The sequence below is a fragment of the Bradyrhizobium sp. CCBAU 25338 genome (genome assembly GCF_028128965.1).
Lineage (GTDB): Bacteria > Pseudomonadota > Alphaproteobacteria > Rhizobiales > Xanthobacteraceae > Bradyrhizobium > Bradyrhizobium liaoningense.
On sequence record NZ_LFKY01000036.1, the window covers coordinates 270,821 to 293,829 of the forward strand.

Annotated in this window: 22 protein-coding genes and 2 pseudogenes; 3 read left to right on the forward strand and 21 right to left on the reverse strand. The window is 63.3% G+C overall.

The genetic code is table 11. From position 1 onward, the window contains the following. The first annotated feature begins 64 nt into the window (after window positions 1-64). Window positions 65-622 (forward strand): cytochrome b, encoded by a 558-nt coding sequence (locus ACM42_RS17930; protein WP_271529189.1) that lies wholly within the window; start codon window positions 65-67, stop codon window positions 620-622. Between the two features lie 252 nt (window positions 623-874). On the opposite strand, the gene ACM42_RS17935 is transcribed toward ACM42_RS17930, so the two are convergent. From ACM42_RS17935 to ACM42_RS18000, 14 genes and pseudogenes are all read right to left on the reverse strand, one after another. After that, entirely contained in the window at window positions 875-1,072 is a 198-nt protein-coding gene (locus ACM42_RS17935; RefSeq protein WP_271529190.1) for a hypothetical protein, read from the reverse strand. Between the two features lie 11 nt (window positions 1,073-1,083). Beyond that, window positions 1,084-1,239, reverse strand: a pseudogene (locus ACM42_RS17940) (integrase core domain-containing protein); the annotation flags it as partial. Window positions 1,240-1,689: 450 nt separating this feature from the next. Continuing rightward, window positions 1,690-2,313 (reverse strand): NAD(P)/FAD-dependent oxidoreductase, encoded by a 624-nt coding sequence (locus ACM42_RS17945; protein WP_271529278.1) that lies wholly within the window; start codon window positions 2,311-2,313, stop codon window positions 1,690-1,692. Next, window positions 2,210-2,944, reverse strand: a complete 735-nt coding sequence (locus tag ACM42_RS17950; protein ID WP_271529279.1) for an FAD-dependent oxidoreductase — start codon at window positions 2,942-2,944, stop codon at window positions 2,210-2,212. Before ACM42_RS17950 ends, ACM42_RS17945 begins: the two co-directional genes overlap by 104 nt. A 2-nt stretch (window positions 2,945-2,946) precedes the next feature. After that, the gene (locus tag ACM42_RS17955) at window positions 2,947-3,612 is read right to left on the reverse strand and encodes an amino acid ABC transporter permease (RefSeq protein WP_271529191.1); all 666 of its coding nucleotides are present in this window, start codon (window positions 3,610-3,612) and stop codon (window positions 2,947-2,949) included. Continuing rightward, window positions 3,609-4,085: pseudogene (locus ACM42_RS17960) on the reverse strand (amino acid ABC transporter permease); the annotation flags it as partial. The pseudogene ACM42_RS17960 and the gene ACM42_RS17955, both read right to left, overlap by 4 nt. A gap of 551 nt (window positions 4,086-4,636) precedes the next feature. Continuing rightward, window positions 4,637-5,761 carry a mandelate racemase/muconate lactonizing enzyme family protein gene (locus ACM42_RS17965; protein WP_271529192.1) on the reverse strand — a complete coding sequence of 375 codons (1,125 nt, stop codon included), beginning with the start codon at window positions 5,759-5,761 and terminating at the stop codon, window positions 4,637-4,639. 48 nt (window positions 5,762-5,809) lie between these two features. Further along, on the reverse strand, window positions 5,810-6,847 hold the full coding sequence (locus tag ACM42_RS17970; protein ID WP_271529193.1) for a tagatose 1,6-diphosphate aldolase: 1,038 nt from the start codon (window positions 6,845-6,847) through the stop codon (window positions 5,810-5,812). Then, the gene (locus ACM42_RS17975) at window positions 6,844-7,803 is read right to left on the reverse strand and encodes a sugar kinase (RefSeq protein WP_271529194.1); all 960 of its coding nucleotides are present in this window, start codon (window positions 7,801-7,803) and stop codon (window positions 6,844-6,846) included. The genes ACM42_RS17970 and ACM42_RS17975 overlap by 4 nt, the downstream gene beginning before the upstream one ends. Further along, a complete protein-coding gene (locus ACM42_RS17980; protein ID WP_271529195.1) occupies window positions 7,800-8,873 on the reverse strand; it encodes an ABC transporter ATP-binding protein in 1,074 nt (357 codons plus the stop codon). Before ACM42_RS17980 ends, ACM42_RS17975 begins: the two co-directional genes overlap by 4 nt. Before the next feature lie 2 nt (window positions 8,874-8,875). Further along, entirely contained in the window at window positions 8,876-9,880 is a 1,005-nt protein-coding gene (locus ACM42_RS17985) for a zinc-dependent alcohol dehydrogenase family protein (RefSeq protein WP_271529196.1), read from the reverse strand. A 7-nt stretch (window positions 9,881-9,887) separates the two neighbouring features. Beyond that, window positions 9,888-10,715, reverse strand: coding sequence for a carbohydrate ABC transporter permease (locus ACM42_RS17990; protein ID WP_271529197.1), 828 nt, complete (start codon window positions 10,713-10,715; stop codon window positions 9,888-9,890). Window positions 10,716-10,719: 4 nt separating this feature from the next. Then, window positions 10,720-11,607 (reverse strand): carbohydrate ABC transporter permease, encoded by an 888-nt coding sequence (locus ACM42_RS17995; protein WP_271529198.1) that lies wholly within the window; start codon window positions 11,605-11,607, stop codon window positions 10,720-10,722. Window positions 11,608-11,668: 61 nt separating this feature from the next. Further along, window positions 11,669-12,967 (reverse strand): ABC transporter substrate-binding protein, encoded by a 1,299-nt coding sequence (locus tag ACM42_RS18000; RefSeq protein ID WP_271529199.1) that lies wholly within the window; start codon window positions 12,965-12,967, stop codon window positions 11,669-11,671. Between the two features lie 129 nt (window positions 12,968-13,096). On the opposite strand from ACM42_RS18000, the gene ACM42_RS18005 reads away from it, so the two are divergent. Then, window positions 13,097-14,200 carry a LacI family DNA-binding transcriptional regulator gene (locus ACM42_RS18005; RefSeq protein ID WP_271529200.1) on the forward strand — a complete coding sequence of 368 codons (1,104 nt, stop codon included), beginning with the start codon at window positions 13,097-13,099 and terminating at the stop codon, window positions 14,198-14,200. A 10-nt stretch (window positions 14,201-14,210) separates the two neighbouring features. Next, window positions 14,211-14,945 (forward strand): SDR family NAD(P)-dependent oxidoreductase, encoded by a 735-nt coding sequence (locus ACM42_RS18010; RefSeq protein WP_271529201.1) that lies wholly within the window; start codon window positions 14,211-14,213, stop codon window positions 14,943-14,945. A 444-nt stretch (window positions 14,946-15,389) separates the two neighbouring features. Here the strand turns inward: ACM42_RS18010 and ACM42_RS18015 are convergent, their stop codons facing one another. From ACM42_RS18015 to ACM42_RS18045, 7 genes are all read right to left on the reverse strand, one after another. Continuing rightward, window positions 15,390-16,586 carry an NADH:flavin oxidoreductase/NADH oxidase gene (locus tag ACM42_RS18015; RefSeq protein WP_271529202.1) on the reverse strand — a complete coding sequence of 399 codons (1,197 nt, stop codon included), beginning with the start codon at window positions 16,584-16,586 and terminating at the stop codon, window positions 15,390-15,392. A 27-nt stretch (window positions 16,587-16,613) separates the two neighbouring features. Further along, complete coding sequence (locus ACM42_RS18020) at window positions 16,614-17,651, reverse strand: LacI family DNA-binding transcriptional regulator (protein ID WP_271529203.1); 1,038 nt, start codon at window positions 17,649-17,651, stop codon at window positions 16,614-16,616. A 117-nt stretch (window positions 17,652-17,768) separates the two neighbouring features. Beyond that, window positions 17,769-18,656, reverse strand: coding sequence for an MBL fold metallo-hydrolase (locus tag ACM42_RS18025; protein ID WP_271529204.1), 888 nt, complete (start codon window positions 18,654-18,656; stop codon window positions 17,769-17,771). After that, window positions 18,653-19,477 (reverse strand): aspartate/glutamate racemase family protein, encoded by an 825-nt coding sequence (locus tag ACM42_RS18030; RefSeq protein WP_271529205.1) that lies wholly within the window; start codon window positions 19,475-19,477, stop codon window positions 18,653-18,655. Before ACM42_RS18030 ends, ACM42_RS18025 begins: the two co-directional genes overlap by 4 nt. Next, window positions 19,474-20,847, reverse strand: a complete 1,374-nt coding sequence (locus tag ACM42_RS18035; RefSeq protein ID WP_271529206.1) for an MmgE/PrpD family protein — start codon at window positions 20,845-20,847, stop codon at window positions 19,474-19,476. Before ACM42_RS18035 ends, ACM42_RS18030 begins: the two co-directional genes overlap by 4 nt. 10 nt (window positions 20,848-20,857) lie before the next feature. Beyond that, window positions 20,858-22,060: an acyl-CoA dehydrogenase family protein gene (locus ACM42_RS18040; RefSeq protein WP_271529207.1), complete on the reverse strand. Its 1,203-nt coding sequence runs from the start codon at window positions 22,058-22,060 to the stop codon at window positions 20,858-20,860. A gap of 11 nt (window positions 22,061-22,071) precedes the next feature. Next, a complete protein-coding gene (locus ACM42_RS18045) occupies window positions 22,072-23,007 on the reverse strand; it encodes a hydroxymethylglutaryl-CoA lyase (RefSeq protein WP_271529208.1) in 936 nt (311 codons plus the stop codon). Window positions 23,008-23,009: the final 2 nt, after the last annotated feature.

Genomic DNA, 23,009 nt, shown 5'->3' on the forward strand with positions numbered 1-23,009 from the left:
CGCATCGGCGGATGCGCATTGCCTGATGTACATTCTCGGCCGTTCCCGGCAAGGAGTTCAAAGCGTGAGTCACGACGTTCATCCAACGATCGACAAGTATCCGGCGGCGCTGCGGATCCTGCATTGGGTGCGCGCCCTGCTGATCCTTGGCCTCATCGCGGCCGGCTGGACGATGACCATGCTGGATGACGCCCTCACGGCGAAGTTCAACTTTCTTTATCCCTGGCACAAATCCTTCGGAGTGCTGGTGTTCCTGATCGTTCTTGCACAGCTCGCGATCCGCGCCATGTCGCGTCTGCCTGGACCGGCGCCGCTCCCCGCCCAAGAGAGACTCCTGTCGCAGGCCGTGCACGTCGCGATGTACGCGCTGCTGCTGGTTGTCCCACTGATGGGCTATGCGATGTCCAGCTCTTACACCGAGAGCGACGGGGTGCTCTTCTTCGGCATCGACCTTCCTGAACTTCTGCCGAAGGATGACGATCGATTCAGACTGTTCCAGTTTTTGCACAAGACGCTCGCCTACAGCCTGCTGGCGCTAGTCACATTGCACGTCGCCGGTGCGTTGAAGCACCGCTATTTCGACAAGGATCGGCGCAACGACGTTTTCCCACGCATGATTTGAACCGTTTGCCGACACCGCGCCGAAGTCAGATCTTCGGGGCCTCTTTCGATCTTCCACAGTGGGCAGTCCATCGCGGATATCAGCAACGCCCCCTCGGGGACCAGCGACCGGATAGCGACGGACTTCTGACGCCAGCCAGCCCCTGACACCTGGGGCGTCAGATCGCGTCGTCGACGATCAAATGTGGCTTACCCTGCGAGCAAGTTTCGACACGTGTCCTGATGCGAAAGGCTGCGGCAAGGTTTTCCGGCGTCAGCACGCCGGCCGCGTGCCGAGATCGCGCACCGTTCCATCAGAGAGGAGAGCGACCTTGCCGGCGACTTTTAGTGCCAGGCCGAGATCGTGCAGCGCGATCAGCACGAGTATACCGTCGTCATGCACAAGGTTGTGCACCTGCCGCATCGCCTCCATCTGACGGTGCATGTCCAGCGCGCTGGTCGGCTCGTTCAAGAGCAGCACCTGCGGTTCGCGCACGAGATGACGACCCTGGCCTCGGCAAAGCTGTAGAAGATCTCGCCGTTGAGCAGCTCATCGCGGGGCCTGGAGTTGAAGCTCTCGCAACACCCATTCTCCCATGGACTGCCGGGTTCGATGAACGCGGTCTTCGCGCCGATGGCGCCAGTACCCCTTCGGCGAAGCGCTCGGTGCAGATTTGGCGCCCGCATAGGACGGCATCGCAGCGGAAGCGGTGGGCAATTACCAGGAGCTGGACGATCCGTTCTGAGAGCGGCAGATCGGTCACGCATCGCCGATACCCCCTATGGACACGTCGGGAAACCGTTCCGCACGATGGAGACAGACCAACGCTTCCAGACGCCCGGACCGCAATAACGGCCCTATCACCTTCGAAGTACGCACTCTCTACAACAAACCCACTCGGCACCAGGTTGGAGCGCTGGAGTGCCCGCTGCACGGCGCTGATTCTCCCTAATCAAAGCACCAGAGATCCTCCAAACTGCATCAAAAGCGAGTCAGAGCCCCAGTCCAACGCCGATTGACATTCTTGATCTGGGGCAACCGGTCCCGCAATGAGGATACGCGACAACACTTTCGGGAGTGCGGCCTCTTCAAGAGGACGCGGCAACCGCTGACCGTTCCGGCACCTGACCGACACGGAACGTGTAATAGTTGGCATAGCGCTCGCGACACCCTTCCTGCAGATCCTGTTCCGATAAGTCCTTCGGGAACCGGGACGGCGACATGCGCGAGATATCGTGGGAAGTCACACCGGTGCAGATCAATTCCGATAATAACTGGCCGAGCACCGGCGAAACCGAAAACCCGCCCACGTTACAGCCGCCGATAACATAAAGTCCGCGGACGCTTGGCGCCTGGCCGACGATCAGTTCGCCATCAATTGTCATGGTCGGCAGCCCGCCCCTATGGACCTGTAGATCAAGATGTTCCTGGAAGATCGGGAACTGATCCTTCACACTGTCGGCCAAACGACGGAGAACCGACATATCCAGTTCGATATCTTCGATCCTGAAGTCGGAAGCGAGCGTGTCGCGGTCGTAGGGCTTCGGATCGCACTCATAGCCTCCAAACATGAGTCCTCCCCTGTCCGGCCGCACATAAACGTTTGCGTCAAGAATTCGTGTCGTCGGCTGGCTGGACTTCACCGCCGCAAGAGGCGTCGTGATCATCAGTTGATGGCGCATTGGCACGACGGGGGCCTGCGCACCGGCCAGAGCCGCAACGAGACGAACCCATCCGCCAGCTGCATCCACGATCGCATCGGCGGCGAATTCGCCGCGATTTGGTTACCACTCGGGTCGCAGAGCCGTTCTCGACGACGATTTCGAGCACCCGGGTGTTTGGCATCAACACGGCGCCAAGCTTCTCTGCCGCGCGCGCATATCCAAGGGGCAACTGCGCGGGTTCCAGATACGCATCTCGCTTCATGTAGGAGACCGCGAGAATGCCTTTTGTCTCCAGGAAGGGATTCTTGGCTCGCGCTTCTTCGGGAGAGATCAATTCCGCCGAGAGGCCAAGCCTCTGGCCCAGCGCAACGCGCTCTCGAATGACAGCGACGTCCTCCAGACGCCTTGCACAGGACATGCTGCCAGGCTGATAAAATTCAATGGGCTCGCCGGTTTCATCCGAAAACCGCTCAATCTTGCGCAGGGCTTCCGTAGACAGCCTGGTCATTGCCTCGGTCTGTCGAAGATGACCGGTAAGTCCGGCAGCTCGCGGCGAGGTCTGTGAGGCGATGTCGGCCTTGTCGAGGAGAGCAACGCTTTTGCCCTGCTTCGCCAGGTGAAATGCCGTGCTGGACCCGAAAGCACCCGAGCCGATAACGATGACGTCGAACCGTTGCATGATCATACTGCCTTTTCTTTCGGCAAGCCGGCACCAAGTCGGCTTTCCAATAGTCGAACGATGGACGCCAATGGGAGCGCCATCAGGAGGTACATGACGCCGACAACTACGTAGATTTGCAGCGGCATGAAGTATTCGCTGGTCAGATCTCGGGCTTGCAGCATCATTTCGGGGGCGGAAATCAGCGAAGCGACCGAGGTATCCTTGAGGAGTGCGATGGCGAAATTCCCCAAGGGGGGCAGAACAACGCGAACGGCCTGCGGAAGGATGACAAATCGGAGTACCTGCGCATGGCGCATTCCGATCATCTGGGCCGCTTCACGCTGCCCATTGTCGATGGCCTGGATGCCGGCGCGGTAAATTTCCGAGACGTATGCCGCGCCGTTCAAGCCAAGTCCGATCACGGCCGCATCGACAGCCTGCAGCGTGATGCCGACCGATGGCAGCCCGAAATAGATCAGAAACAACAGCGTCAACGACGGCATCCCTCGAACGATCTCAACATAAAAATGAGCGAGGAACCGCAGGAGTCTGTTTGTGGACAACCTCGCCAGCGCGATAGGCAGCGCGAGAACCACGGCGAGTACAAAGGAGAGCGCCATCAGCCGCAAGGTCCAGAGCACGCCCTGCAAGAGTTGCGGCATCCAATCCTGGAGCAGCTGACTCATGATATGCGCCTCCCGCGGTTGAACCGCAGCTCAAGGTGTTGCGCCAAGCGCGACAGCGGGAAACTCATTGCGATGTAGATCGCCGCGGCCATCACGTAGATTGGTCCGCTGAGATATGTCTTGGTGACCAGGTTGCGGGCGTAGAAGCTCAGCTCGGGGGCTGCAACGGCAGATGCCAGCGCTGTCTCTTTCAAGAGTCCGACGCCGTAGTTCGCGAGCGGCGGAAGAACGACACGCAGCGCTTGCGGCAGAAGCACGTAACGCAGTGCCTTGAGCCGCGTCATGCCCAGCATGAATGCCGCCTCGCTCTGGCCCGTGTGGACCGACAGAAGCCCAGCGCGGAAGACTTCCGTCAGAAATGCGCCGCCATTGATCCCGAACCCGAGGATTGCAACTGGAATGGGATCCAACTTGATGCCGATTTGCGCGAGCCCGAAGTAGGGGAGGAAGAGCTGCGCCAGAACCGGCATCCCGCGCGCAAGGCTCGAAGGTGACGATGCAGACCCTCAGTCCGGGCTACACGCGTACGGAGTTCCAGCAGACGATGGGCTTAGAGACTCAGGCAATGGCGGAGAGAGTGGGATTCGGACCCACGATTCACGATCGTGGTCCTGAATTCCCAATCAGCCGGCCGCCGTCAGGCTCGGAGCGCGCAACGGCGCCGCGAAAGAACCAAGCCTACGCTTTGGGTCAGCCCACCACTCGCAACGGTCCGGCGGCAAGTTCGAATCCTGGCGGGCCCAATCGCTTAGTGATCTTTTTGGCTGCATCGAGATCAGAGCAACGGGAGCTGCACCAAATACGTGCGCCTTTCGTCCGGTCCCAAGAACGACCGCCGATTCTGGACTTTAATGATCTTTCTTGATCTGCCGGCGCACACGTCGTGCACACGTGGCCATCTAACCGCCTGAAAACGTTGCTCTAGTCCCTCATAAGCAAGTTTGAGCAAGCCGTGGCCAAAGAGATCGCTGCCACTCAACCGAGAGCCAGTCTACCCGGCGGCCAACAGGCCTCCCTCCCTAGTCTAGATGCTGCGATAGTGTTCGATAGAGAGAAGATCGGGCACCATTCCGAGCCCGAGCTCTTCGCCCAGTTCGACGGTGCCATTCCTCACGTTGCCGATCGGGCCACAAAAAAGATCGCGCAAAAGATTGTCGTTGGTATCGACCTCGAGCCAACCGTCGCCTCCGATGCCGGCCAAGAGATGCGCCGACGCAAGCAGTCCGATGCCACCGCCGAGATAGTGAGGGCAGAATGTCTTACCCGACTTCCGAATGTCGCGCGCGAGAACCACGCCGACGCTGAGCCCACCCCATTTGGCGATGTCGGGCTGAACCACGTCGAGCACGTCTTCGGCGAGAACCTCCCTGAATCCCTCGACACCGGAAATGTTCTCGCCCGCGGCAAGCGGCATTGTCGCGGCTACCCGCAGCCTGCGCCATTCCTCACGCGGCCGATCGGCGCGGATCGGCTCCTCGAGCCAGCGCAGATCGAACGCGACAAGCCGCGGCAACATCTCCAATGCCTGATCCACCGACCAGCCCTGATTGGCATCGGCGGCGAGCATGCCGGTGCCGACGATGCCGCGCAGCGCAGGGAGGTTGGCGAGATCGGTCGCGGCACCGAAGCCGATCTTCAGCTTCAGCGCGCGATGGCCGCGCTTGAGCGCGACCTCCGCTGTCTGCGCCGCGCCGCCGGGGTTGATGCCGCTGGCGTAGACCTTGATCCTGCTCGACTGCCCGCCGAGCAGCCGCCACAGCGGCAGGCGCTGGCGACGCGCCGAGAGATCCCACAGCGCGAGATCGATGCCCGAAATCGCTTGCGCGAATGGACCGGGCTCGCCGCTTTGAAGCGCGAGAACTTCGGTGCCCTTCGTCAGAGTTTCGAAGGCCTGAGCGGGGCTGTCGAACCTGCGTCCGACAAGGCCCGGCGCAAGCACCTCGTTGACGAGCCGGGCGCGGTGCTCGGCGCCCGGAGCTGGAAAGTTGGACCAGGCTTCGCCCCATCCCTCGACACCGTCTTCGTCGACAGCGCGAACGAAAACGGCGGGACGGTCGAGCATCCTGCCGAACGACGTCACCACCGGCGTCGCCAGCGGATAGCGATAGCAGAACGCCTCGATCGAACGGATGGTGAAGCTGTCGGTCATGTTGCAGATCCTGCGATCGAGATGGAACCACGCGGAACCGCCACCATCTCAGTAGGCGCGCGCGAAGTCACCTTCCTGCTTGATATCGGTGAACACGGGAAAGCGCGCCTTCCACGGCGTTCCTTTGGCCGTGGTCAGCTGGTTGAGCCGTTCCAGCACGCCGAGCCCGTCCTTGCGCAGGCTTGCCGAAACTGCCGCACGGTCCGGGAAATTCTTCAGGACGGCGTCGAGCCAGATGGTACGGCCGGCGAGGAAGCCGCTCGCGCCCGCCGCATAGGAGTAGTCGAGGACGCGCTCGAATTGCTCGGGCGCGGCGCCGCCCGACAGCAACACCCAGGGGATGCTCCGCGCGCGGCAGATGTCGCCGATCGAATCGAACTCCTTCTGCGCAGCTTTCGCCTCCGCGCTGCCGTCACGAGCCGGCAGGCTGTTGGCCGCAAGCGGGCTTTCCAGCTTGAGGAGATCGACACTATATTCGGGCCTGGCAAACTCGCGCACGCTGTCGATGACGAGACCGGGAAGCTTGCCCGGCGATTCCACGTAGTCGGCGGTGTGATTGGCGCTGCCGAGGAAGGGATAGACCAGCAGCTCCAGAACATAGGGAATGTCGTGCCGGGCGCAGTCTTCGCCGATCTCGCGCACGAAACGCTTCTGATGTTCGTTCACCGCGGCATCGGCGTCCGGCCGGTACCAGGCCAGCACCTTGACGGCGTCGCCGCCCATGGCGCGGATCTTCTCCACGCTCCAATTGGTGATCGCGCGCGATTTGCGGCCGCCCGCGGTTTCCTCGACGCGGTGCTCTTCCAGCGTCATGATCAGGCCGCAGCGCGGCGGCAGCAGATCGATCGCGGCGGGCACCGCGAAATTCGGGTCAAACAGCATCGAGCTGCAGTGTGGCGAAAGGTTCTCCACGAGAAGACGTTTGGCCGCCGTGACGTCGGAATATGCGACCTGCTCCCGCGTAATGCCTTTTGCTTTCGCAATGGCATCGAACAAAGGCGGCCGCTGATCCAGCGCGACCATGCGAAAGTGGCCGTCCGCGTCAGCAAGTCGTGCCAGGCCGCGGTTCTTTCCAATCGTTCTCATGGCTTCGTCCTCATGAATGCAAGACACTCGTTGATATCCGGGATTCCGTTGCGGCCGCCGGCATGGCGGCATTTTATGGCGGCGGTGGCTGCCGAAAACGCCATGGTCGCACGCACGTCGAGGCCGGCGCCGATCGCGAGCGCATAGGCGCCGTGGAAGACGTCGCCAGCGCCTGTCGTGTCGACGACGTCGACGGCACAGGCGGCCTGCCGGTGCAGCTGGCCGTTCTCGAACCAGCTCGCGCCGGCCTCGCCGCGCGTCACGGCGATGACGCGGCAACCGAAGCGCGCGAGCGCAGCGAGAGATTCATCCTTGGCCGATCCGGCAAAGGACATGAGCGCGGGCTCGGAGAAGATCGCGTGATCGGTCAAAGGCAGCAGCCGCTCGAACACCTCGGCATCGGCCATGTCGCCGTCGAGCACCGTCGGGATGCCGCGGGCGCGCGCTTCCCGGAACAGCGTCGCAGCGCCCTCCACCCAACGCGGATCGGCCAGCACGGAGGATGCGCGCGCGACGGCTTCGAGCGGAAGCCAATCTGCGGCTTCCGGGTAAAGGCCACGGAAATTCACGATCTGCCGCTCGCCCGAGCTGTCGACGATAACACCGGAGACCGACGAGCGGCCCTCGGGAACCAGCCGGAAATTCTCGACATCGACGCCTTCGGCAACAAAGGCTGACCGCATCTCGTGGCCGGCGGCATCATTCCCTGCCCGTCCCCAGAACGCGACGGATGCGCCGAGCTTTGCCACCGCGACCGCGGCATTGGCGGCCATGCCGCCGCCAAGCGTGCCGTAGCCGACAGCCTTGATCTTCTCGCTTTGCCCTGTGAACAGACGATCGACGCGCCAGACTTGGTCGAGCGCGGACAGCCCGAGGCAGATCACGTGCACGGGCCTCGCCCTGGACGCGAGATCCTCGAGGGCCAAGAGATCGCCCATGTTGGCCGACGTGCTCACGGCAGAACCTGCCCGTTGCTAGCATCGAACAAATGCGTCTTGCCCGGCTGCGGGCGCAGCGTGAGGCGATCGCCGACCTTCGGCCGCAACGACGGATCGACCCGCGCGATGGCGGAGACGCCGGCGAGATCGAAATGGATCAGTGTATCCGAGCCGAGCGGTTCGACCAGCCTGACGCTGATGGCAATGCCGTCGGCGGCATCCCTAGCCATGGCGAAATGTTCGGGACGAATGCCGAGCACGGCATTGCCGGCCTGCCGCAGACGGCCTGCGGTCTCGCCGTCGAGCGGTACCACCGCTCCACCTTGGGAGAGGATAGCACGCTCACCGCACCATTCGACCGGGAAGAAGTTCATCGCCGGTGAGCCGATGAAGCCGGCGACGAACTGGTTGGCCGGCTGCTCATAGACCGTCTCCGGCGTGTCGTATTGCTGGATCGTGCCGCTCTGCAGCACGACGATCCGGTCGGCCATGGTCATGGCCTCGATCTGGTCGTGGGTGACGAAGACCATGGTGGTCTTCAGCTGCTGCGACAGCGCCTTGATCTCGGCACGCACCTGCCCGCGCAGCTTTGCGTCGAGGTTGGACAGCGGCTCGTCGAACAGGAACGCCTTGGGATTGCGCACGATGGCGCGGCCCATGGCGACGCGCTGGCGCTGGCCGCCCGAGAGCTCCTTCGGCTTGCGGTCGAGATAGGGTTCGATGTGCAGCAGTGCCGCGGCGCGCTTCACGCGGGCGTCGATCTCCGCCTTCGGCGTGCCCCGCAGCTCCAGAGCAAACGACATATTGTCGTAGACGCGCATATGCGGATAGAGCGCGTAATCCTGGAACACCATCGCGATATCGCGCTGCGCGGCCTGCACGCCGTTAACACGCTTGTCGCCGATATAAAGGTCGCCCGACGAAATCGGCTCGAGGCCAGCGATGATACGCAGCAAGGTCGACTTGCCGCAGCCGGACGGGCCAACGAAGACGACGAATTCGTGGTCCGCGATCTCCAGATTGAGATCGGGGATCACGGTGAAATTGCCGTAGCGCTTGGTGAGGTTGCGGATCGAGATCGAGGCCATGATCAGTCCAGCGCCAGCACGGGCTTGATTAGCTCGCCCTTGGCGAAGCGGGCGAAATTTTCAGGGAGAGCCGAGAGGCCAAACTCGCCATCGACGAGGACGCGGTATTCGTCCTTGTATTTGCGCAGCAGCTCGACATTCGGCTCGAAATCCGAGACCGGGAAGTAGAAGGTCCGGATCATGTAGAAATCCTTGCGGCGGAACACCTTGCCTTCCTCGATGGTCCAGGGCGCGGCGTTCTCGCCGACCAGCACCAAGGCGCCGCGCGGCAGGACCAGCTCGATGCCGAGGTTGCGCGCTGCATGCGCGCCTGAGCATTCCATGATGAGCGCGAAGCGCCTGGAGGTATCGCCGACGGGATGCGCCGTCGCACTAAAGGATTGCGCGATCTTGAGACGCGCCGCATTGGGATCGGCGACATAGACGTCGTCATAGCCGAGCGCGCGGAGCGCCAGCACGACGCCGAGGCCAACGGGCCCTGCTCCCATCACGAGGACGGGTCCGGCTTCGCGTGGCGGCACGACGCGGTTGACGAAGCGCACGGCGTGGCCTGACGTGCCGATGGTGTCGAGCAGCAGCGGCGCGAGGCTGTCCTCGATATCATCCGGCACCGGCAGCAGGCAATTCTCCGGCGCCGGCACGTATTCGGCATAGCCGCCCGGCCTGTTCCAGCCGATCAGGCTCGAGACTTCCAGGCACATCTGGGTGTCGCCGCGCTTGCACGCCGCGCAGTGGTCGCAATGCAAGGGGATGTAGAGGGCGCAGCGGCGGCCATGCAGACGGTGGCCGGGTTGCTCGACGACGCCGAAGATCTCGTGGCCGGCGGTGAACTCGGCGCCCTTGTGCCAGAGCTTGAAGTCCGAGCCGCACAGCGCGGTGCGCGAGACGCGGACCAGCACCTCGCCTGTGCCGACGTCGGGCATCGCCACACGCTCGATGGTGATGCGGTCGTTGCCGTGGAAGACCGCGGCCTGCATGATCGAATTCGGGCGGGGTGATACGTCCATCGGATACCTAGCCTTTCACCGCGCCGAGCGTCAGTCCGGACACCAGCCAGCGCTGAACCAGGGCGGCCAGCACCAGCGGCGGCAATGCGATCAGCGTCGCCGCGGCCATGAGAGCGCCCCATTGCGTCGAGCCTTCGCCGATAAAGTTGAAGGCCGCCGCGATCAGCGTCTTGGTGTCGCCATTGGAGAGCACCAGCGCAAACAGGAAGTAGTTCCACGAAAACACAAAGGCCAGGATCGCCGAAACCGCTATGCCTGAAGCCACCAGCGGCATCGCGATACGCCAGAGGATGCGCCTGACGCTGCATCCGTCGACCTGCGCGGCCTCGAAGACGCTGCGCGGAATGGCATCGAAGGATGGCAGCAGCACCCATATCACGATCGGCAGCGTGATCACGGCATGGCTGAGGATCAGCGCGGTGTAGGAGCCGATCATGCCGATTTGCCGGAACATCACGTACCACGGCAGCAGGAACAGCGTGCCGGGCGCCATGCGCGCGGCCAACGTGAGGATCGCCGGCCACGTGATCCGCGTCCATGACACGGCAAAAGCGGCCGGAATTCCAAACAGTAGGCCCAGCGCAGTCGAGCCGATGGTGACGACGAGGCTGTTGAGCGCGTAGCTCAGGAACGGCGTGGTTCTGGTCAGCTCGACGTAGTTTTCGAGCGTCGGCGTGAAGATCAGCGTCGGCGGATAGGCCGTGACCTCGAAGGACGGCTTGAACGAGGACAGCACCATCCAGACCGTCGGCGCCATGATGAGCATGCCGGCGAGCACGAGTTGCACCGTGTTGAGCCAGCAGATCCAGCGGTCGGTGTTGGCGGCATCGTTCATGACATCACCACGCCACTGCACTACGCAGGCGGTTGAAGGCGAGCACGGCGCCGAACACGATAGCCGTCAGCGTGAGCATCAGGGCGCTGGCATAGCCGATGTTGAAGAACTCGAAGCCGACTCGGAAGCCGTAGATGTTGAGCGTGTTCGAGGCGTTGCCCGGGCCGCCCTGGGTAGTGATGTAGATGATGTCGAAGAAGCGCAAGAGATCGACGCTGCGCAGGATCGCCGCGGTGACGATGGTCGGCAGCAGCAGAGGCAGCGTGATGCGCTGGAACGTCTTGAACGGGGATGCGCCGTCGATCTGCGCGGCCTCGTAGACGCTCGGCGGCAGCGACTGCAATCCGCCCAACACGATAAGGGCGACGTAAGGCGTCCACTGCCAGCTATCGATCAGCGCCACAGTGGGAATGACCCATGTCGGCGAGGCCAGCCAGTCCGATGGCGGCAGGCCGAAAGATTGCAGGATGTAGTTGGCCGCGCCCAGCGAGGGATCCAGGATCACCAGCCACATCATGCCGGCCACGACAGGCGGCATCATGAAGGGCGAGATGAACAGCGAGCGCACGATGCCCGGCAGACGCTTGGCATGGAACAGCACTAGCGCGAGCCAGACGCCGAACACGAGCTGCAGCACGAGCGACAGCGCGAACAGTGCAATGGTGATCCACAGCCCGTGCCAGAACTCGTAGTCGGAGATCAGCCTGGAATAATTGGCGAGGCCCGCAAAGGACTGCTTGCCGGTGGAGGAAAACGTTTGGAAGCCGAGCCAGATCGTATAGACGACCGGAAACGCGATCATCGCGACCGTGAAGATCACGGCCGGCGCCGAAAGCGCCGCCATCTCCAGCTTCTGCCGGTCCTGCGTGAGTGTCGCAGCCGTGTCAGACATGCGTAGCGCTTCCCCTGGAAGTGAGGCGCCGGGAGGCAGCACGCCTGCCGGCGCCGGGACGTTACTTCTGTGCGATCAGCGCATCGAGCGCCTTGTCGGCATCGGCGCAGGCCTGGTCGATCGGCTTCTGCTTCAGGATCAGATCCTGCACGGCCTGGCCGATGAACTCGCGCGATTCCGGATTGGCGACGATGGGATAGCCGACCTCGGAGGACCCCTTGGTGGCGAGCACGTCGAGCGCGGCCTGCCATTCCTTGCGGACCGGCTCCTCGTCGATCCACTTGCGATATTCAGGATCCTTGGCGACCGACGGGCGCGGCGGGGCGATGCCCTGGAGCGCCATCTTTTTCTGCACCTCGGGGCTGGTCGCCCACTGCACGAAGTACCAGGCCGCGTCCGGCTGCTTGCTGTGCGAGGACACCGCCATGCCCCAGCCGATCGTGGTCGGCACCTGGCCGGCCTCGCCCGCCGGGAACGGCAGTAGGCCGGTGTCCTTCAGCCGCGCACCGCCGTCCATCACCGTGCGCAGCTCGTTGGAGGATTCGAATGCCATGGCGGCACGGCCGCTGCGATACAGCGCCGAAATCTGCTGGAAGCTGTAATTGACGACGCCGGGCGGTCCGAAGTCGCGCAGCAGCCGGCTATAGGTGTCGAGCGCTTCCTTGCCCTTGGCCGAGCAGAGATTCGACCTGCCATTGGCAATGTACGTGCCGCCGATATTGTGCAGCATGTTGCTAAACGTATAGGCCACCGCTGGCTTGAGGCCGCGCGAGACGAACGGCGTCACGGCGCTGTCGCAGGACTTGATCTTCTCGGCCGCGGCTTCGACGTCCTTGATGGTCTTGGGCGCTTCGAGGCCGCACTTCTTGAAGATATCGGTGCGGTAATAGAAGATCGGGCCCTCGATGTTCATGGGCATGCTGGTCAGCTTGCCGCCAAAGGTCGCGGCGTTGAGCAAGGCCCGGCTCAGTCCGCCCGGATCATAGTCCTTGGCGACCTCGTTCTTGGCCATCGCGGTGAGATCGCCATACCAGCCGGCGGCGGCGAACTGCTCGCCCTCGCGCGAGGGCAGCGTCATGAAGACGTCGACCTCGTCGCTGTTCGCATTCATGACCGTGACCAGACGCTGGCGCATCTGCTGTTCCTGATAGGCGTCGACCTTCAGGATCATGCCGGTCAGCTTCTCGAAATCGGCCTTGTAGGTCAGCAGCGCCTGCGAGACCGGATTATTGTTGGCGAGAAAGGTGACGGTCTTGCCCTTGAACTTCATCCAGTCGAAATCGGCAGCCTGCGCCTGCGCGCTAACGGCAATGACGAGAACGGGCAGCGCGACATGCGTCGCGAGCATCCTGGCCTTCATCGAACTCTCCTCCCGGCTGGCCGCCTTAAGTCGGCAGGCCATTCTTGAACGCGTTTTGAGCACCATCTGAAAACGGTTACAATCTAGACGTCACATCCACCCTGTCAAGCGATGGACAACATGCGAAATTTGCGGCAGATTCGCGATATTGCTGCCGTCGAACGGCTGCCCACCCTATGTAACGTTACATCCATGCGATGGACCAACGCCAAATCTGTGAAACAGGGAATACGGGCCGTCGCGGCCCGGGCCGGCGTTTCGACCGCATCGGTCTCGCGTGCCCTCAACAATCCCGATGCGGTGAGCCCGTCCTTGCGCGCGCGCATCGAGCAGGCCATCGACGCGCTCGGTTACATCCCGCATGCGCCGGCGCGCATCCTGTCGTCACGACGCTCGCGCACGCTTGGCGCGATCGTGCCGACCATCGACAACACGATGTTCGCGCGTGGCATCGCCTCGCTGCAGCAATATCTGTCCTCGGTTGGATACATGTTGTTCCTCACGACGAGCGGCTACGATCTCGATGTCGAGCTGCAGCAGGCGCGCAATCTGATCAGCCGCGGCGTCGACGGCCTCGTGCTGCGTGGCGATTGCCATCACGACGGCTTGCGAAAACTGCTCGCGGACAACGCAGTGCCTTTCATCAATGTGGGCATCTACCAGCCCGACCGGCCCTACCCCTGCGTCGGCACCGACAACGAAGCGGCCGCCCATCGCGCCGCCGCACACGTCATCGAGCTCGGCCATCGCCGCATCGGGATCGTCTCGGCGCTCCAGCGCAACAACGACCGCGCCAGTGCCCGCGTCGCCGGCTTTCGCCGCGCGCTGACCGAGAACGGCCTCGAAATGCCAATGCAATGGCATGTCGAGGTGCCCTATACGCTCGACGACGCACGCGAGGCGGCGCGCTATCTCCTCGGCCTCAAGGATCGTCCGACGGCGGTCGTGTGCGGCAACGACGTCATCGCCTACGGCGCGCTGCTCGAGGCGGAACGCAGCGGCTTTTCGGTGCCACGCGACCTGTCGGTGGTCGGGTTCGACGATCTCGACTGGAGCCGTCATTTGCGGCCGAGCCTGACCACGATTCACGTTCCGACCGGAGAAACCTGGCAGCGCGCCGGCGAATATCTGGTGCGTAGCCTTGCCGGCGAGCAGACCATCATGCATCGCGAGATCGATTTTTCGCTGGTAGTTCGTGAATCCACGGCGCCGCCGCCGAAATCCCTGAAGTGAGCCCCTTCCCATGAGTTCGAATTTCTCTCTCGCACCCGGCTTTCATGCCGTCGTGGTCGGCGGCGCCGGCGACATTGGTGCTGCGATCAGCAATCAGCTTTGCGACTTAGGCGCGACGGTCACCGCGACCGGTGCGAACGAGGCAGATCTCGCGCGCACCCTGCTCAAGCCGCGTGCGGGCCTCAAGCTCGCGATGCTCGACGTCACTGATGATGCCGCCATCCAGTCCATCGCCCGACAGCACAAGCGCGTCGACGCGCTGGTCAACTGCGCCGGAATTCTCGCGCGCGACAAGGAATTCGAGATTGAGACCTTCATGAGGGTGATCGATGTCAATCTCACCGGTACTTTCCGCACGTGTATGGCGTTCCACCCCCTACTCGCGCAGACTAGGGGCTCGATCGTCAACATCGCCTCGATGAATGCCACGCTGGCGCTGCCGCGAATCCCTGCCTATTGCGCCAGCAAGGGCGGCGTCGTGATGTTGACCAAGGCGCTGGCGTTGAAGTGGGCCGAAGAAGGCATCCGCGTCAACGCGGTTGCGCCCGGCTATATCGAAACGGCGATCAACGCCGCCGGCCGCACCGACATTGCGCATTATCAGCGCATCGCAGACCGCACCGCATTCAAGCGCTGGGGACAGCCCGAGGATATCGCGGGTGCAGTCGCCTTCCTCTGCATGCCGGCGTCGCAATATGCAACCGGAACTGTGGTCGCGGTGGACGGCGGGTTTCTTGCGGGATGAGCTCTTGGGAGGCGAGACACGATCTGGTTCGTGACCCCACATCTTTGCAAGCTAGGTCATGACTTCGAGCCTGCGAGGCTCGCCTGCCGCCTCGTGATCAATCTTCGCCTGCCAATCGCGTGAGAGCTGTCTGATCCCACAGCATACACCGAGCGCGCCAGTACCAAATTGGCTGAGAGTAGATTTCTATTGATCTCCCGGAGCACACGGCGTGCACAGGCCGCCGTTTACCACATTGAAAAATTTGAACTCTCGCTCCAATCCATCATGAGGAAGTTTGAGCTAGGTCCAGCTAGCGGTAGCCACTCGGGTCAAACATCCGCGCGTCCAAATCTACGACCCCCATGTAGCCCAGGTGGCGGAGGGAGTGTCGGTCAATTCTTATCGAACAATCAAGGAAATGTCATTCACACGCGGCTTGCGCCTCCGTGCGTGCGGTGAATTTCACTGCCGGCGCGTGACCACGCCTGTCGGCGTGGCAAAGCCTTCCAGAGTCCTGATCCGCTTCTCCAGCCACCAGCCGAACTCGGGGGACCAATCCTCGAAGCGGGCATTGATGCCGAGGTCATGTGCCCAATGGTGGGCGATGTTTGGATTGAACTGAGACTGCCGGCCAACGGCGATGAGATCTGCCTGGCCCTTTGCCAGGATCGCCTCGGCCTGCTGAGCCTCGAGGATGATGCCGACCGCCATGGTGGGAATGTCGGCTTCCTTTCGGACCCGCTCGGCAAATGGGACCTGGAATCCGAGGCTGCGCGGCACTTGGGCTGCGGTGGCGGCTCCGGAGATACCGCCCGAGGAGCAATCGATCACGTCGACACCCCGCTGCTTCAGTTCGCGTGCGAAGACGACGGTGTCGTCCATGTTCCAGCCCTCGACGGTCCCGTCGACGGATGAGACGCGAACAAACAGCGGCATCGTATCCGGCATTTCGCGGCGCACGGCCTCGACGATCTCGAGCGGCAGGCGCATCCGCCCGGCCCGGTCGCCGCCATATTCGTCAGTGCGCGTGTTGGAGACCGGCGACAGGAACGAGGCCAGCAGATAACCGTGCGCGGTGTGGATTTCGATGGTGTCGAACCCGGCGGCAACCGCCCGCCTTGCCGCAGCCGCCCACGTGCCGACCATTTTCTTGCACTCGGCCGTGGTCAGTGCTCGCGGAGTCAGCCATCCCTTGGCGACCGGCTCGGCCGTCGGCCCGACAGGCTGCCAGCTCTTGGCGCCGGCTTTCAGATTCTCCTCGGTCAGCGGTCCCATGCCCTGCATGGCGCTCTGAATCGAGGCCTTGCGACCGGCGTGACCGATCTGGATGCCGATCGCCGTGCCCTGGCGCTTCATGAACGCAATCAGCGGCTTGAAGCTCTCGGCCTGTTCGTCGTTCCAGATGCCGAGGTCGTTCTCGTTGTTCAACCCCGCTTCTTCGACCGCCGTCACCTCGACAAAGACGAGGCCGAAGCCGCCCAGCGCGTAGCGGCCGAGATGGACGAGATGAAACGCGCCGCAGGTATGGCCGGGCTCGCAGCGGTAGTGGACCATCGGAGGCACCACGAGGCGATTCTTCAGCGTCAGCCCGCGGATCGAAAAGGGCTGGAACAGCAACGGCCGAGCCGCGCCGCCGCCATTGGTCACTCCGTCAGTCATTCCGATGCCTCCCTGCAAACCATATTCTTATTTGTTGTTGTCGCGTTTCGGTGGTCCCACCGATGCACGCGGGATGAATTCATTCGGCACGAGAACGCTGCGCGCTTCATGCGAGTTGCCATTTCGAATCCGGTCGAGCAGCATGCCGGCGGCAATCCGGCCGACCTCTGCCTGATCCCACCCGATCACGGCAATCGGCGGCGAGAACAACTCGGCCAGTTCGGAATGACCCGACGCGACCACCGAGACGTCTTCCGGTATCCTCAGGTTGCGCCCCCGTATGGCGCGCAGCACGCCCGACAACATGTCGAGACCACCCGAAATGATGGCCGTCGGCGGATTGCGCTGGCCGAGCATCGCCGAGGTGAAACGGAATCCCGCACCGGGCAGAAAGCTTCCGACATGAAGCAGCGACGGATCAGGCTCCAGTCCGCGCGCAGCGTAGGCCTCGTGATAGCCGCGGACGCGTTCGCGCGCGGGATAAAGGCCGCGCTCGCCGGTGATCAGGGCGATGCGGCGGTGTCCGAGGTCCAGCAAATGGCCGACGGCAAGACGCATGCCTTCGGCGTGATCGGCCATCACGGCATCCGCCCAGGTCGTCTGATCGCGATCGATCAATACGATGGGAATATCGAGGTCGCGAAGGAACGCTTCAAAATCACCGGAGATGGCCGTGTACGGCCCCATCATCACGCCGTCGGCCTGCCGCCGCGACAGACGGCTGAGCAACTCCCGCTCGCGCTCCATGCGGCCTTCCGAATTGGAGATGACGAGCGAGAAGCCCACTTCGTCGAGCACGTCATGCGCAGCTTTGACGAACCCGGCGAGCTGCGGGATGTTGATCTCGCGCAGGATGCAGCCGATCGTATGGGTCGACCCCATGCGCATGCTGCGAGCCACCGCGTTCGGTGAATAGCCGAGATCGTCGATCGCCTTCTGGACCTTGCGACGAATTTCCGGGCGAACGGTAGCGTTGCCATTGAGGACGCGCGACACCGTGCCGGTGGAAACCCCGGCAGCGGTCGCCACGTCGTGAATCGTCAGCTTGCTTCCGCGACTTGTCATCCGCCGTCCGCCATTGATCGCCTGTCGTTGACCATCGTTGTTCGATTCTAGCGTATGATACACGGAATTGAATCCTGGATGGTGATCCGAAGGTCTAGGCTGTGACGGGCGCGCCGTTCAGACCTCAAAGGCCCATTGTTCTGCGACCAAACTGTACTTTCCCCCCTCGCGTCGCATGTAGCCGAGGCCAGGAAAATGCAGGTGCATGCCGCCGACCAGCATGTCGTCGGTCACCACCATGTCGAATATCATCTGCCGCGCGACCGCGGCGGCTTCGGGGTCGGTGTCGAACTCCATCGTCACTTCGGGACGCGCCACCTGGATCTCGGGCACATGGACCGTATCGCCCCAGATCACCATCGAGCTGCCGCCCGACGAGACGACATAGGCAGTGTGGCCGGGCGTATGGCCGGGGATCGGGATCGCCGTCACGCCGGGCAGCACTTCGCCCTTCTTGAAGGTACGGACGCGGTCGGCCGCCATGTAGGGTTTGATCTGGGTACGTCCGGCTTCGAAATATCGACGGCGGGGACGCTCGGCTGCCTTGGCCATCGACTCGTCGTTGAACCAGTGATTGATCTCGTTTTCGTGCACGATGACTTCGGCATTCCGGAACAGCCGCTGTCCCGTCGCCACATCCGTCAGGCCGTTGGAATGGTCGGGATGAACATGGGTCAGGAGCACCCCGTCCACCGAGTCCGGGTCGATGCCGGCGGAGGCGAGATTGGCCGGCAGCCGTCCGCAGGTCGGCCCCATCAGGTCGGCAGAGCCGCAGTCGACGAGATAGGTGCGGCCACCGACGCGCAAGGCAAAGGCGTTGACCGAAATGCGCGGCGGAGACGTGCGATGATCGCGCGCCAGGATGGCCTTGGTCTCGTCTTCCGGAATATTTCGGAAGATCGTATACCCCATGTCGACGTAGCCATCGCTGAGGCCGGTGACCAGCACGTCGCCAAGCCGGCGATGATAGACACCTGGAACCTGGGTCGCGGACAGATTGCTCATCGGGCTTCCTCTTGAAAAAATCTTGCAACGAGCGCGGGATCATCGCGGCGGTGGTGCCAGCTGCGGCCGACGCGAACGCCGGTCTTCGACCACAGCCTGATCTGCATCAGCGCGTAGGCCCAGGTGACCGCGAAGACGTCCATCACGGGTGCGCCGGCAATCTCCCGGACACCGTGGCGGACAAGGAGTTCGGCCAGCACGCCCTCGGCCGGAATGATCACGTCGGCTCCGCGCGCCACCAGGCGCCCGGCCACGGCCGTGAAGTTGGCGATGACCGGGGCCGGATCGGCGTAAGCGCGCGCCAACGCCGGCTCGTCGAGCGCCGGGTCCATCGAAGCGACCTCGAGCACGCGGGCGGCGAGCTTGTGCTTGTCGACCGCGACCTTCGTCATCCACTGCACGGCGGGCGCATTGGAGACCAGCGCCACGTAGCTGCCGAGCGAGCAGCCGACCAGCAACCCGCTTTCCGTGAGCGAGGCGACCGGGATATCGACCGCGGAGCGGATCTCGCGCAGGAACGGCTCGCTGAACGAGCCGATGACGAAGGCGTCGTAACCCTGCTTCTCAGCCTCAATCGCGTAGTCGATGACCCGATCGAGAATCCGGTGATAGGCAAAGGCATTGCCGAGCACCGCCGTTGCCGAGGCACCGCCATACGAGCCGGCCGGAAGCCCGTGGACGACGACCTTTGCGTCATCGCCAAGGATCTCCGCCGCATGGGCTTCCAGTGCCCGCTTGTAGACATCGAAGTGATCGAGCTCGTTGACCGACTGATGCCAGATACGCGGCACTGCGCCCTTGTTCGCCGTCGCGTCCGTCATGCGTCGACCCGGTCGGCCGTCAGGCGCAGCGAGCGGATCGAGTCGAGCTCCTCCATATTCCAGAGCTGCTCGAACAGATCAGCGGCTCGCCCACGCTCGAAAACCCGCGTCGCGCAATCCATGAACTTTTCCTTCAGCTCCTCGCGCGAGAGCGGCCGCTGCCAGCTGCCCTTGGCGTACACCACGGGGTCGTGCTGCAACACCTCGCCTGACGCGAGCACGACACTGACCTGGTCGGACGGGGCAAAGGGCTGATCCCCGACCATGATCTCATCGGTCGTCGTGCAGCGGACTTTCGCAAATGTTGCACCGACATCCGGCCGCGACACGAACTCGTCCGTCAGCTCGGAAAGGCTGACCCGTCCGGCGATCAGCGCCGAAGCCATGGCGAATTCCATGCTGAATTTGGCCTCAAGGCCGGTCTGCGGATTGGTGTTGCGCAGCATCAGCTTCTGCGTGGTGCCGGTGTGGACACGAATTTCCCGCACGTCATCCGGCTTCAGCTTGTGCCGGTTCACCAGACCCAGCATCGCATCGATCGAACGATGGGTCGCATAGCAGGTCGGATACCGCTTCACACAAACGCCGAGCTCCGCCAGGCGCCAGTTCTTGCCGATGTCGATCGTCCCGTTCTCGATATTGGGAGCGCCCGACGGCGAATGAGCGCGAAGAAAGCCGGTGCGGTGCTCCAGAACGTCGAGAGACCCGGTGAACCCCTGGTCGGCCAAGCGCGCCGCGAGCACGCCCGACTGCGCGGTCCGGCCGGCATGCAGCGACTTGGTCATGGTGCCGAAATTGGCGACGAGCCCGGCCGCGAGCGAAGCGGCAATGGCAATGGCGTGCACCGTCTTCTCGCTGTCGAGTTTGCGCAGCCGCGCGCAGGCCGCGGCCGTGGCGAGCGTGCCCATGATCGCCGTCGGATGGAAGCCGCGCTCATGCAGATGGCCCGGCTCCAGCGCGAGGACCTGAGCCCATAGCTCATATCCTGCGACATAGGCCGCAAGCGCTTCGCTGCCGTTCGCGCCCAGCGACCAGCCCTCCGCCATGATCGCGGGCACAAGCACCGCGCTCGGATGGCCGGCGATCGCGACGTCATCATAGTCGAGCACATGCGCTGCAACGCCGTTGACTAGCGCGGCGTCGGAGGCCGCCAGATTCCGGCCCGACGGAATTTCCGGCGCCCCGTCGTTTTGCGTCGAGGTGGCAAGCATCGCCGACACGATGCGGACCGGCTGTTCCCGCGCGCCGGCGATCATGACCCCGACGCAGTCGATGATGCCTGTCCGCGCGGCCTCCCGACACCTGTCGGGCAAATCGGAAGGCGCGAGGCCCGCAACGAAGTCGGCGGTTTGACGAGTGATATCCGGCATGGTCGTCTCCTCAGTAGGAACGGGGCAGACCGAGCACGTGCTGCGCGACATAGGCTAGCACCATGTTGGTCGAGATCGGGGCGGTCTGATACAGGCGCACCTCGCGCCATTTGCGCTCGACGTCGTATTCCTGCGCAAACGCAAAGCCACCGTGAGTCTGGAAGGTCGTGTCGGCCGCTTTCCAGGTGGCTTCGGAGGCGAGCAGCTTGGCGATATTGGCGTCCGCACCGCAGGGTTGTCCCGCCTGGAACAACGCGGCGGCACGCCGACACATCATGTCGGCAGCCTCGAGCTCGGCGTAGGCGCGCGCCAGCGGGAACTGGATGCCCTGGTTCTGGCCGATGGACCGGCCGAAGACACGTCGTTCGTTGGCATAGGCGACGCCCTTGTTCAGGAGCCACCGTCCGTCGCCGACGCATTCGGATGCCACCAGAATGCGCTCGGCGTTCATGCCATCGAGGATGTAGCGGAATCCCTTGCCTTCCTCGCCGATAAGGTTGGCGGCCGGAACCTTCAAATTCTCGATGAAGACTTCAGTCGTGTTGTGATTGACCATCGCCTTGATGGGGCGGATTTCGACGCCGTTGCCCTTGGCCTCGCGCAGGTCGACCAGAAAAACGGAGAGTCCTTCGGTGCGGCCCCTCACTTGGTCGATCGGCGTAGTGCGCGCCAGCAGGAGCATGAGATCTGAGTGCAGCGCGCGCGACGTCCAGACCTTCTGGCCGTTGACGACATAGACATCGCCTTGACGCTCGGCGCGTGTCTTGAGCTGGGTGGTATCCGAACCCGTGTTGGGCTCGGTCACGCCGAAGGCCTGCAGCCGCAACCGCCCCGCCGCAATCTTCGGCAGATAGGTCCGCTTCTGCAGCTCGCTGCCATGACGAAGCAACGTCCCCATGATGTACATTTGCGCATGCGCCGGACTGGCGCTGCAGCCGTTAGCATTGATCTCCTCAAGGATCACCGCCGCCGCGCGCAACGGCAGGCCCGAACCGCCATATTCCTCCGGAATGAGCGCGCCGAGGAAACCCGCCTCCGTCAGCGCGGCGACGAATTCGGTAGGGTAGCCGCTCCGGTCGTCCAGCTTCCGCCAGTATTCGCCGGGAAAATCCTTGCAGATCTGCCGCACCGAGTTGCGCAGATCGGAAAAATCCTCGCCCAGGGCAACGGTGACCTCGGTGTCAGCTGCGTGAGATGCATCGTGATAATTCATGTCGTATCCTTTCAGGCGGCGACGCTGGCCGAGACGCGGTATGTTTTGGGCAATCCGGCGCGCGCGATCGCGCCGGAGAATCGCTCGCCCGGCAGCCAGCTCTCGACCTCCCGTCGCAAGGCAACGAGCTTTTCGACGTCGGCTCCGGTATCGAAGCCGAGCTGTTCGAGCAGGAACACGGTGTCCTCGGTGTCGATGTTGCCGGTGGCGCCCGGCGCAAACGGACATCCGCCGAGCCCGGCCAGCGAAGCGTCGAACGCACGCACGCCGGCTTCCAGCGCGGCCGTCACGTTGGCTAGGCCGAGACCACGCGTGTCGTGAAAATGGCATGCAACCGGCAACGGACGGACGGCAGCGATCACGGCCGCCATCAGCCTGCGGACCTGGCCGGGATCACCATAGCCGACGGTATCGGCGACGATGATCTCATCGGCTCCCATCCCGGCGAGCCGCTCGGCGATCTCGATCACCCGTGCTTCCGAGACTGCCCCCGAAATGGTGCAGCCGAACGCGGTCGCGATTCCTGCACCAAGCCCGATCCGCGCGCCCGGACGCTGGTCGCGCGCTGCCGCGATACGCGCAAAATCGATCAGGGACTCTTCGATACTGCGGCGAACATTGGCTTGATTGTGCTCTTCGCTCGCCGACAGCACGTAGTTCACCATCGACACCCCAAGCGCGAACGCCCGCTCCGCACCCTTCAGGTTCGGAACAAGGACCGACGGCCGCAGGCCGGTCATCTCCAGCGCACCGCGCGCGACCTCCTCCGCATCGGAAAATTGCGGAATGACCTTGGCCGGCACGAACGACGTCACTTCGATTTCGCGTATCCCGGCTTCCAAGGCGCCCCGGCACCAGGCGAGCTTGCGCGCAGTCGGCAGGATGCTCTTGACCATCTGGATGCCGTCTCGTGGTCCGACTTCGCGGACATGGGCTTTCTCGCGCATCT

What these genes read in the sequence shown, in the direction of transcription:
- ACM42_RS17950 (WP_271529279.1), bottom strand. Translation starts at nt 2,944, where the DNA reads ATGCAACGGTTCGACGTCATCGTTATCGGCTCGGGTGCTTTCGGGTCC.
- ACM42_RS17955 (WP_271529191.1), bottom strand. Translation starts at nt 3,612, where the DNA reads ATGAGTCAGCTGCTCCAGGATTGGATGCCGCAACTCTTGCAGGGCGTG.
- ACM42_RS17965 (WP_271529192.1), bottom strand. Translation starts at nt 5,761, where the DNA reads ATGACCGACAGCTTCACCATCCGTTCGATCGAGGCGTTCTGCTATCGC.
- ACM42_RS17970 (WP_271529193.1), bottom strand. Translation starts at nt 6,847, where the DNA reads ATGAGAACGATTGGAAAGAACCGCGGCCTGGCACGACTTGCTGACGCG.
- ACM42_RS17980 (WP_271529195.1), bottom strand. Translation starts at nt 8,873, where the DNA reads ATGGCCTCGATCTCGATCCGCAACCTCACCAAGCGCTACGGCAATTTC.
- ACM42_RS17985 (WP_271529196.1), bottom strand. Translation starts at nt 9,880, where the DNA reads ATGGACGTATCACCCCGCCCGAATTCGATCATGCAGGCCGCGGTCTTC.
- ACM42_RS17990 (WP_271529197.1), bottom strand. Translation starts at nt 10,715, where the DNA reads ATGAACGATGCCGCCAACACCGACCGCTGGATCTGCTGGCTCAACACG.
- ACM42_RS17995 (WP_271529198.1), bottom strand. Translation starts at nt 11,607, where the DNA reads ATGTCTGACACGGCTGCGACACTCACGCAGGACCGGCAGAAGCTGGAG.
- ACM42_RS18000 (WP_271529199.1), bottom strand. Translation starts at nt 12,967, where the DNA reads ATGAAGGCCAGGATGCTCGCGACGCATGTCGCGCTGCCCGTTCTCGTC.
- ACM42_RS18010 (WP_271529201.1), top strand. Translation starts at nt 14,211, where the DNA reads ATGAGTTCGAATTTCTCTCTCGCACCCGGCTTTCATGCCGTCGTGGTC.
- ACM42_RS18015 (WP_271529202.1), bottom strand. Translation starts at nt 16,586, where the DNA reads ATGACTGACGGAGTGACCAATGGCGGCGGCGCGGCTCGGCCGTTGCTG.
- ACM42_RS18020 (WP_271529203.1), bottom strand. Translation starts at nt 17,651, where the DNA reads ATGACAAGTCGCGGAAGCAAGCTGACGATTCACGACGTGGCGACCGCT.
- ACM42_RS18025 (WP_271529204.1), bottom strand. Translation starts at nt 18,656, where the DNA reads ATGAGCAATCTGTCCGCGACCCAGGTTCCAGGTGTCTATCATCGCCGG.
- ACM42_RS18030 (WP_271529205.1), bottom strand. Translation starts at nt 19,477, where the DNA reads ATGACGGACGCGACGGCGAACAAGGGCGCAGTGCCGCGTATCTGGCAT.
- ACM42_RS18035 (WP_271529206.1), bottom strand. Translation starts at nt 20,847, where the DNA reads ATGCCGGATATCACTCGTCAAACCGCCGACTTCGTTGCGGGCCTCGCG.
- ACM42_RS18040 (WP_271529207.1), bottom strand. Translation starts at nt 22,060, where the DNA reads ATGAATTATCACGATGCATCTCACGCAGCTGACACCGAGGTCACCGTT.
- ACM42_RS18045 (WP_271529208.1), bottom strand. Translation starts at nt 23,007, where the DNA reads ATGCGCGAGAAAGCCCATGTCCGCGAAGTCGGACCACGAGACGGCATC.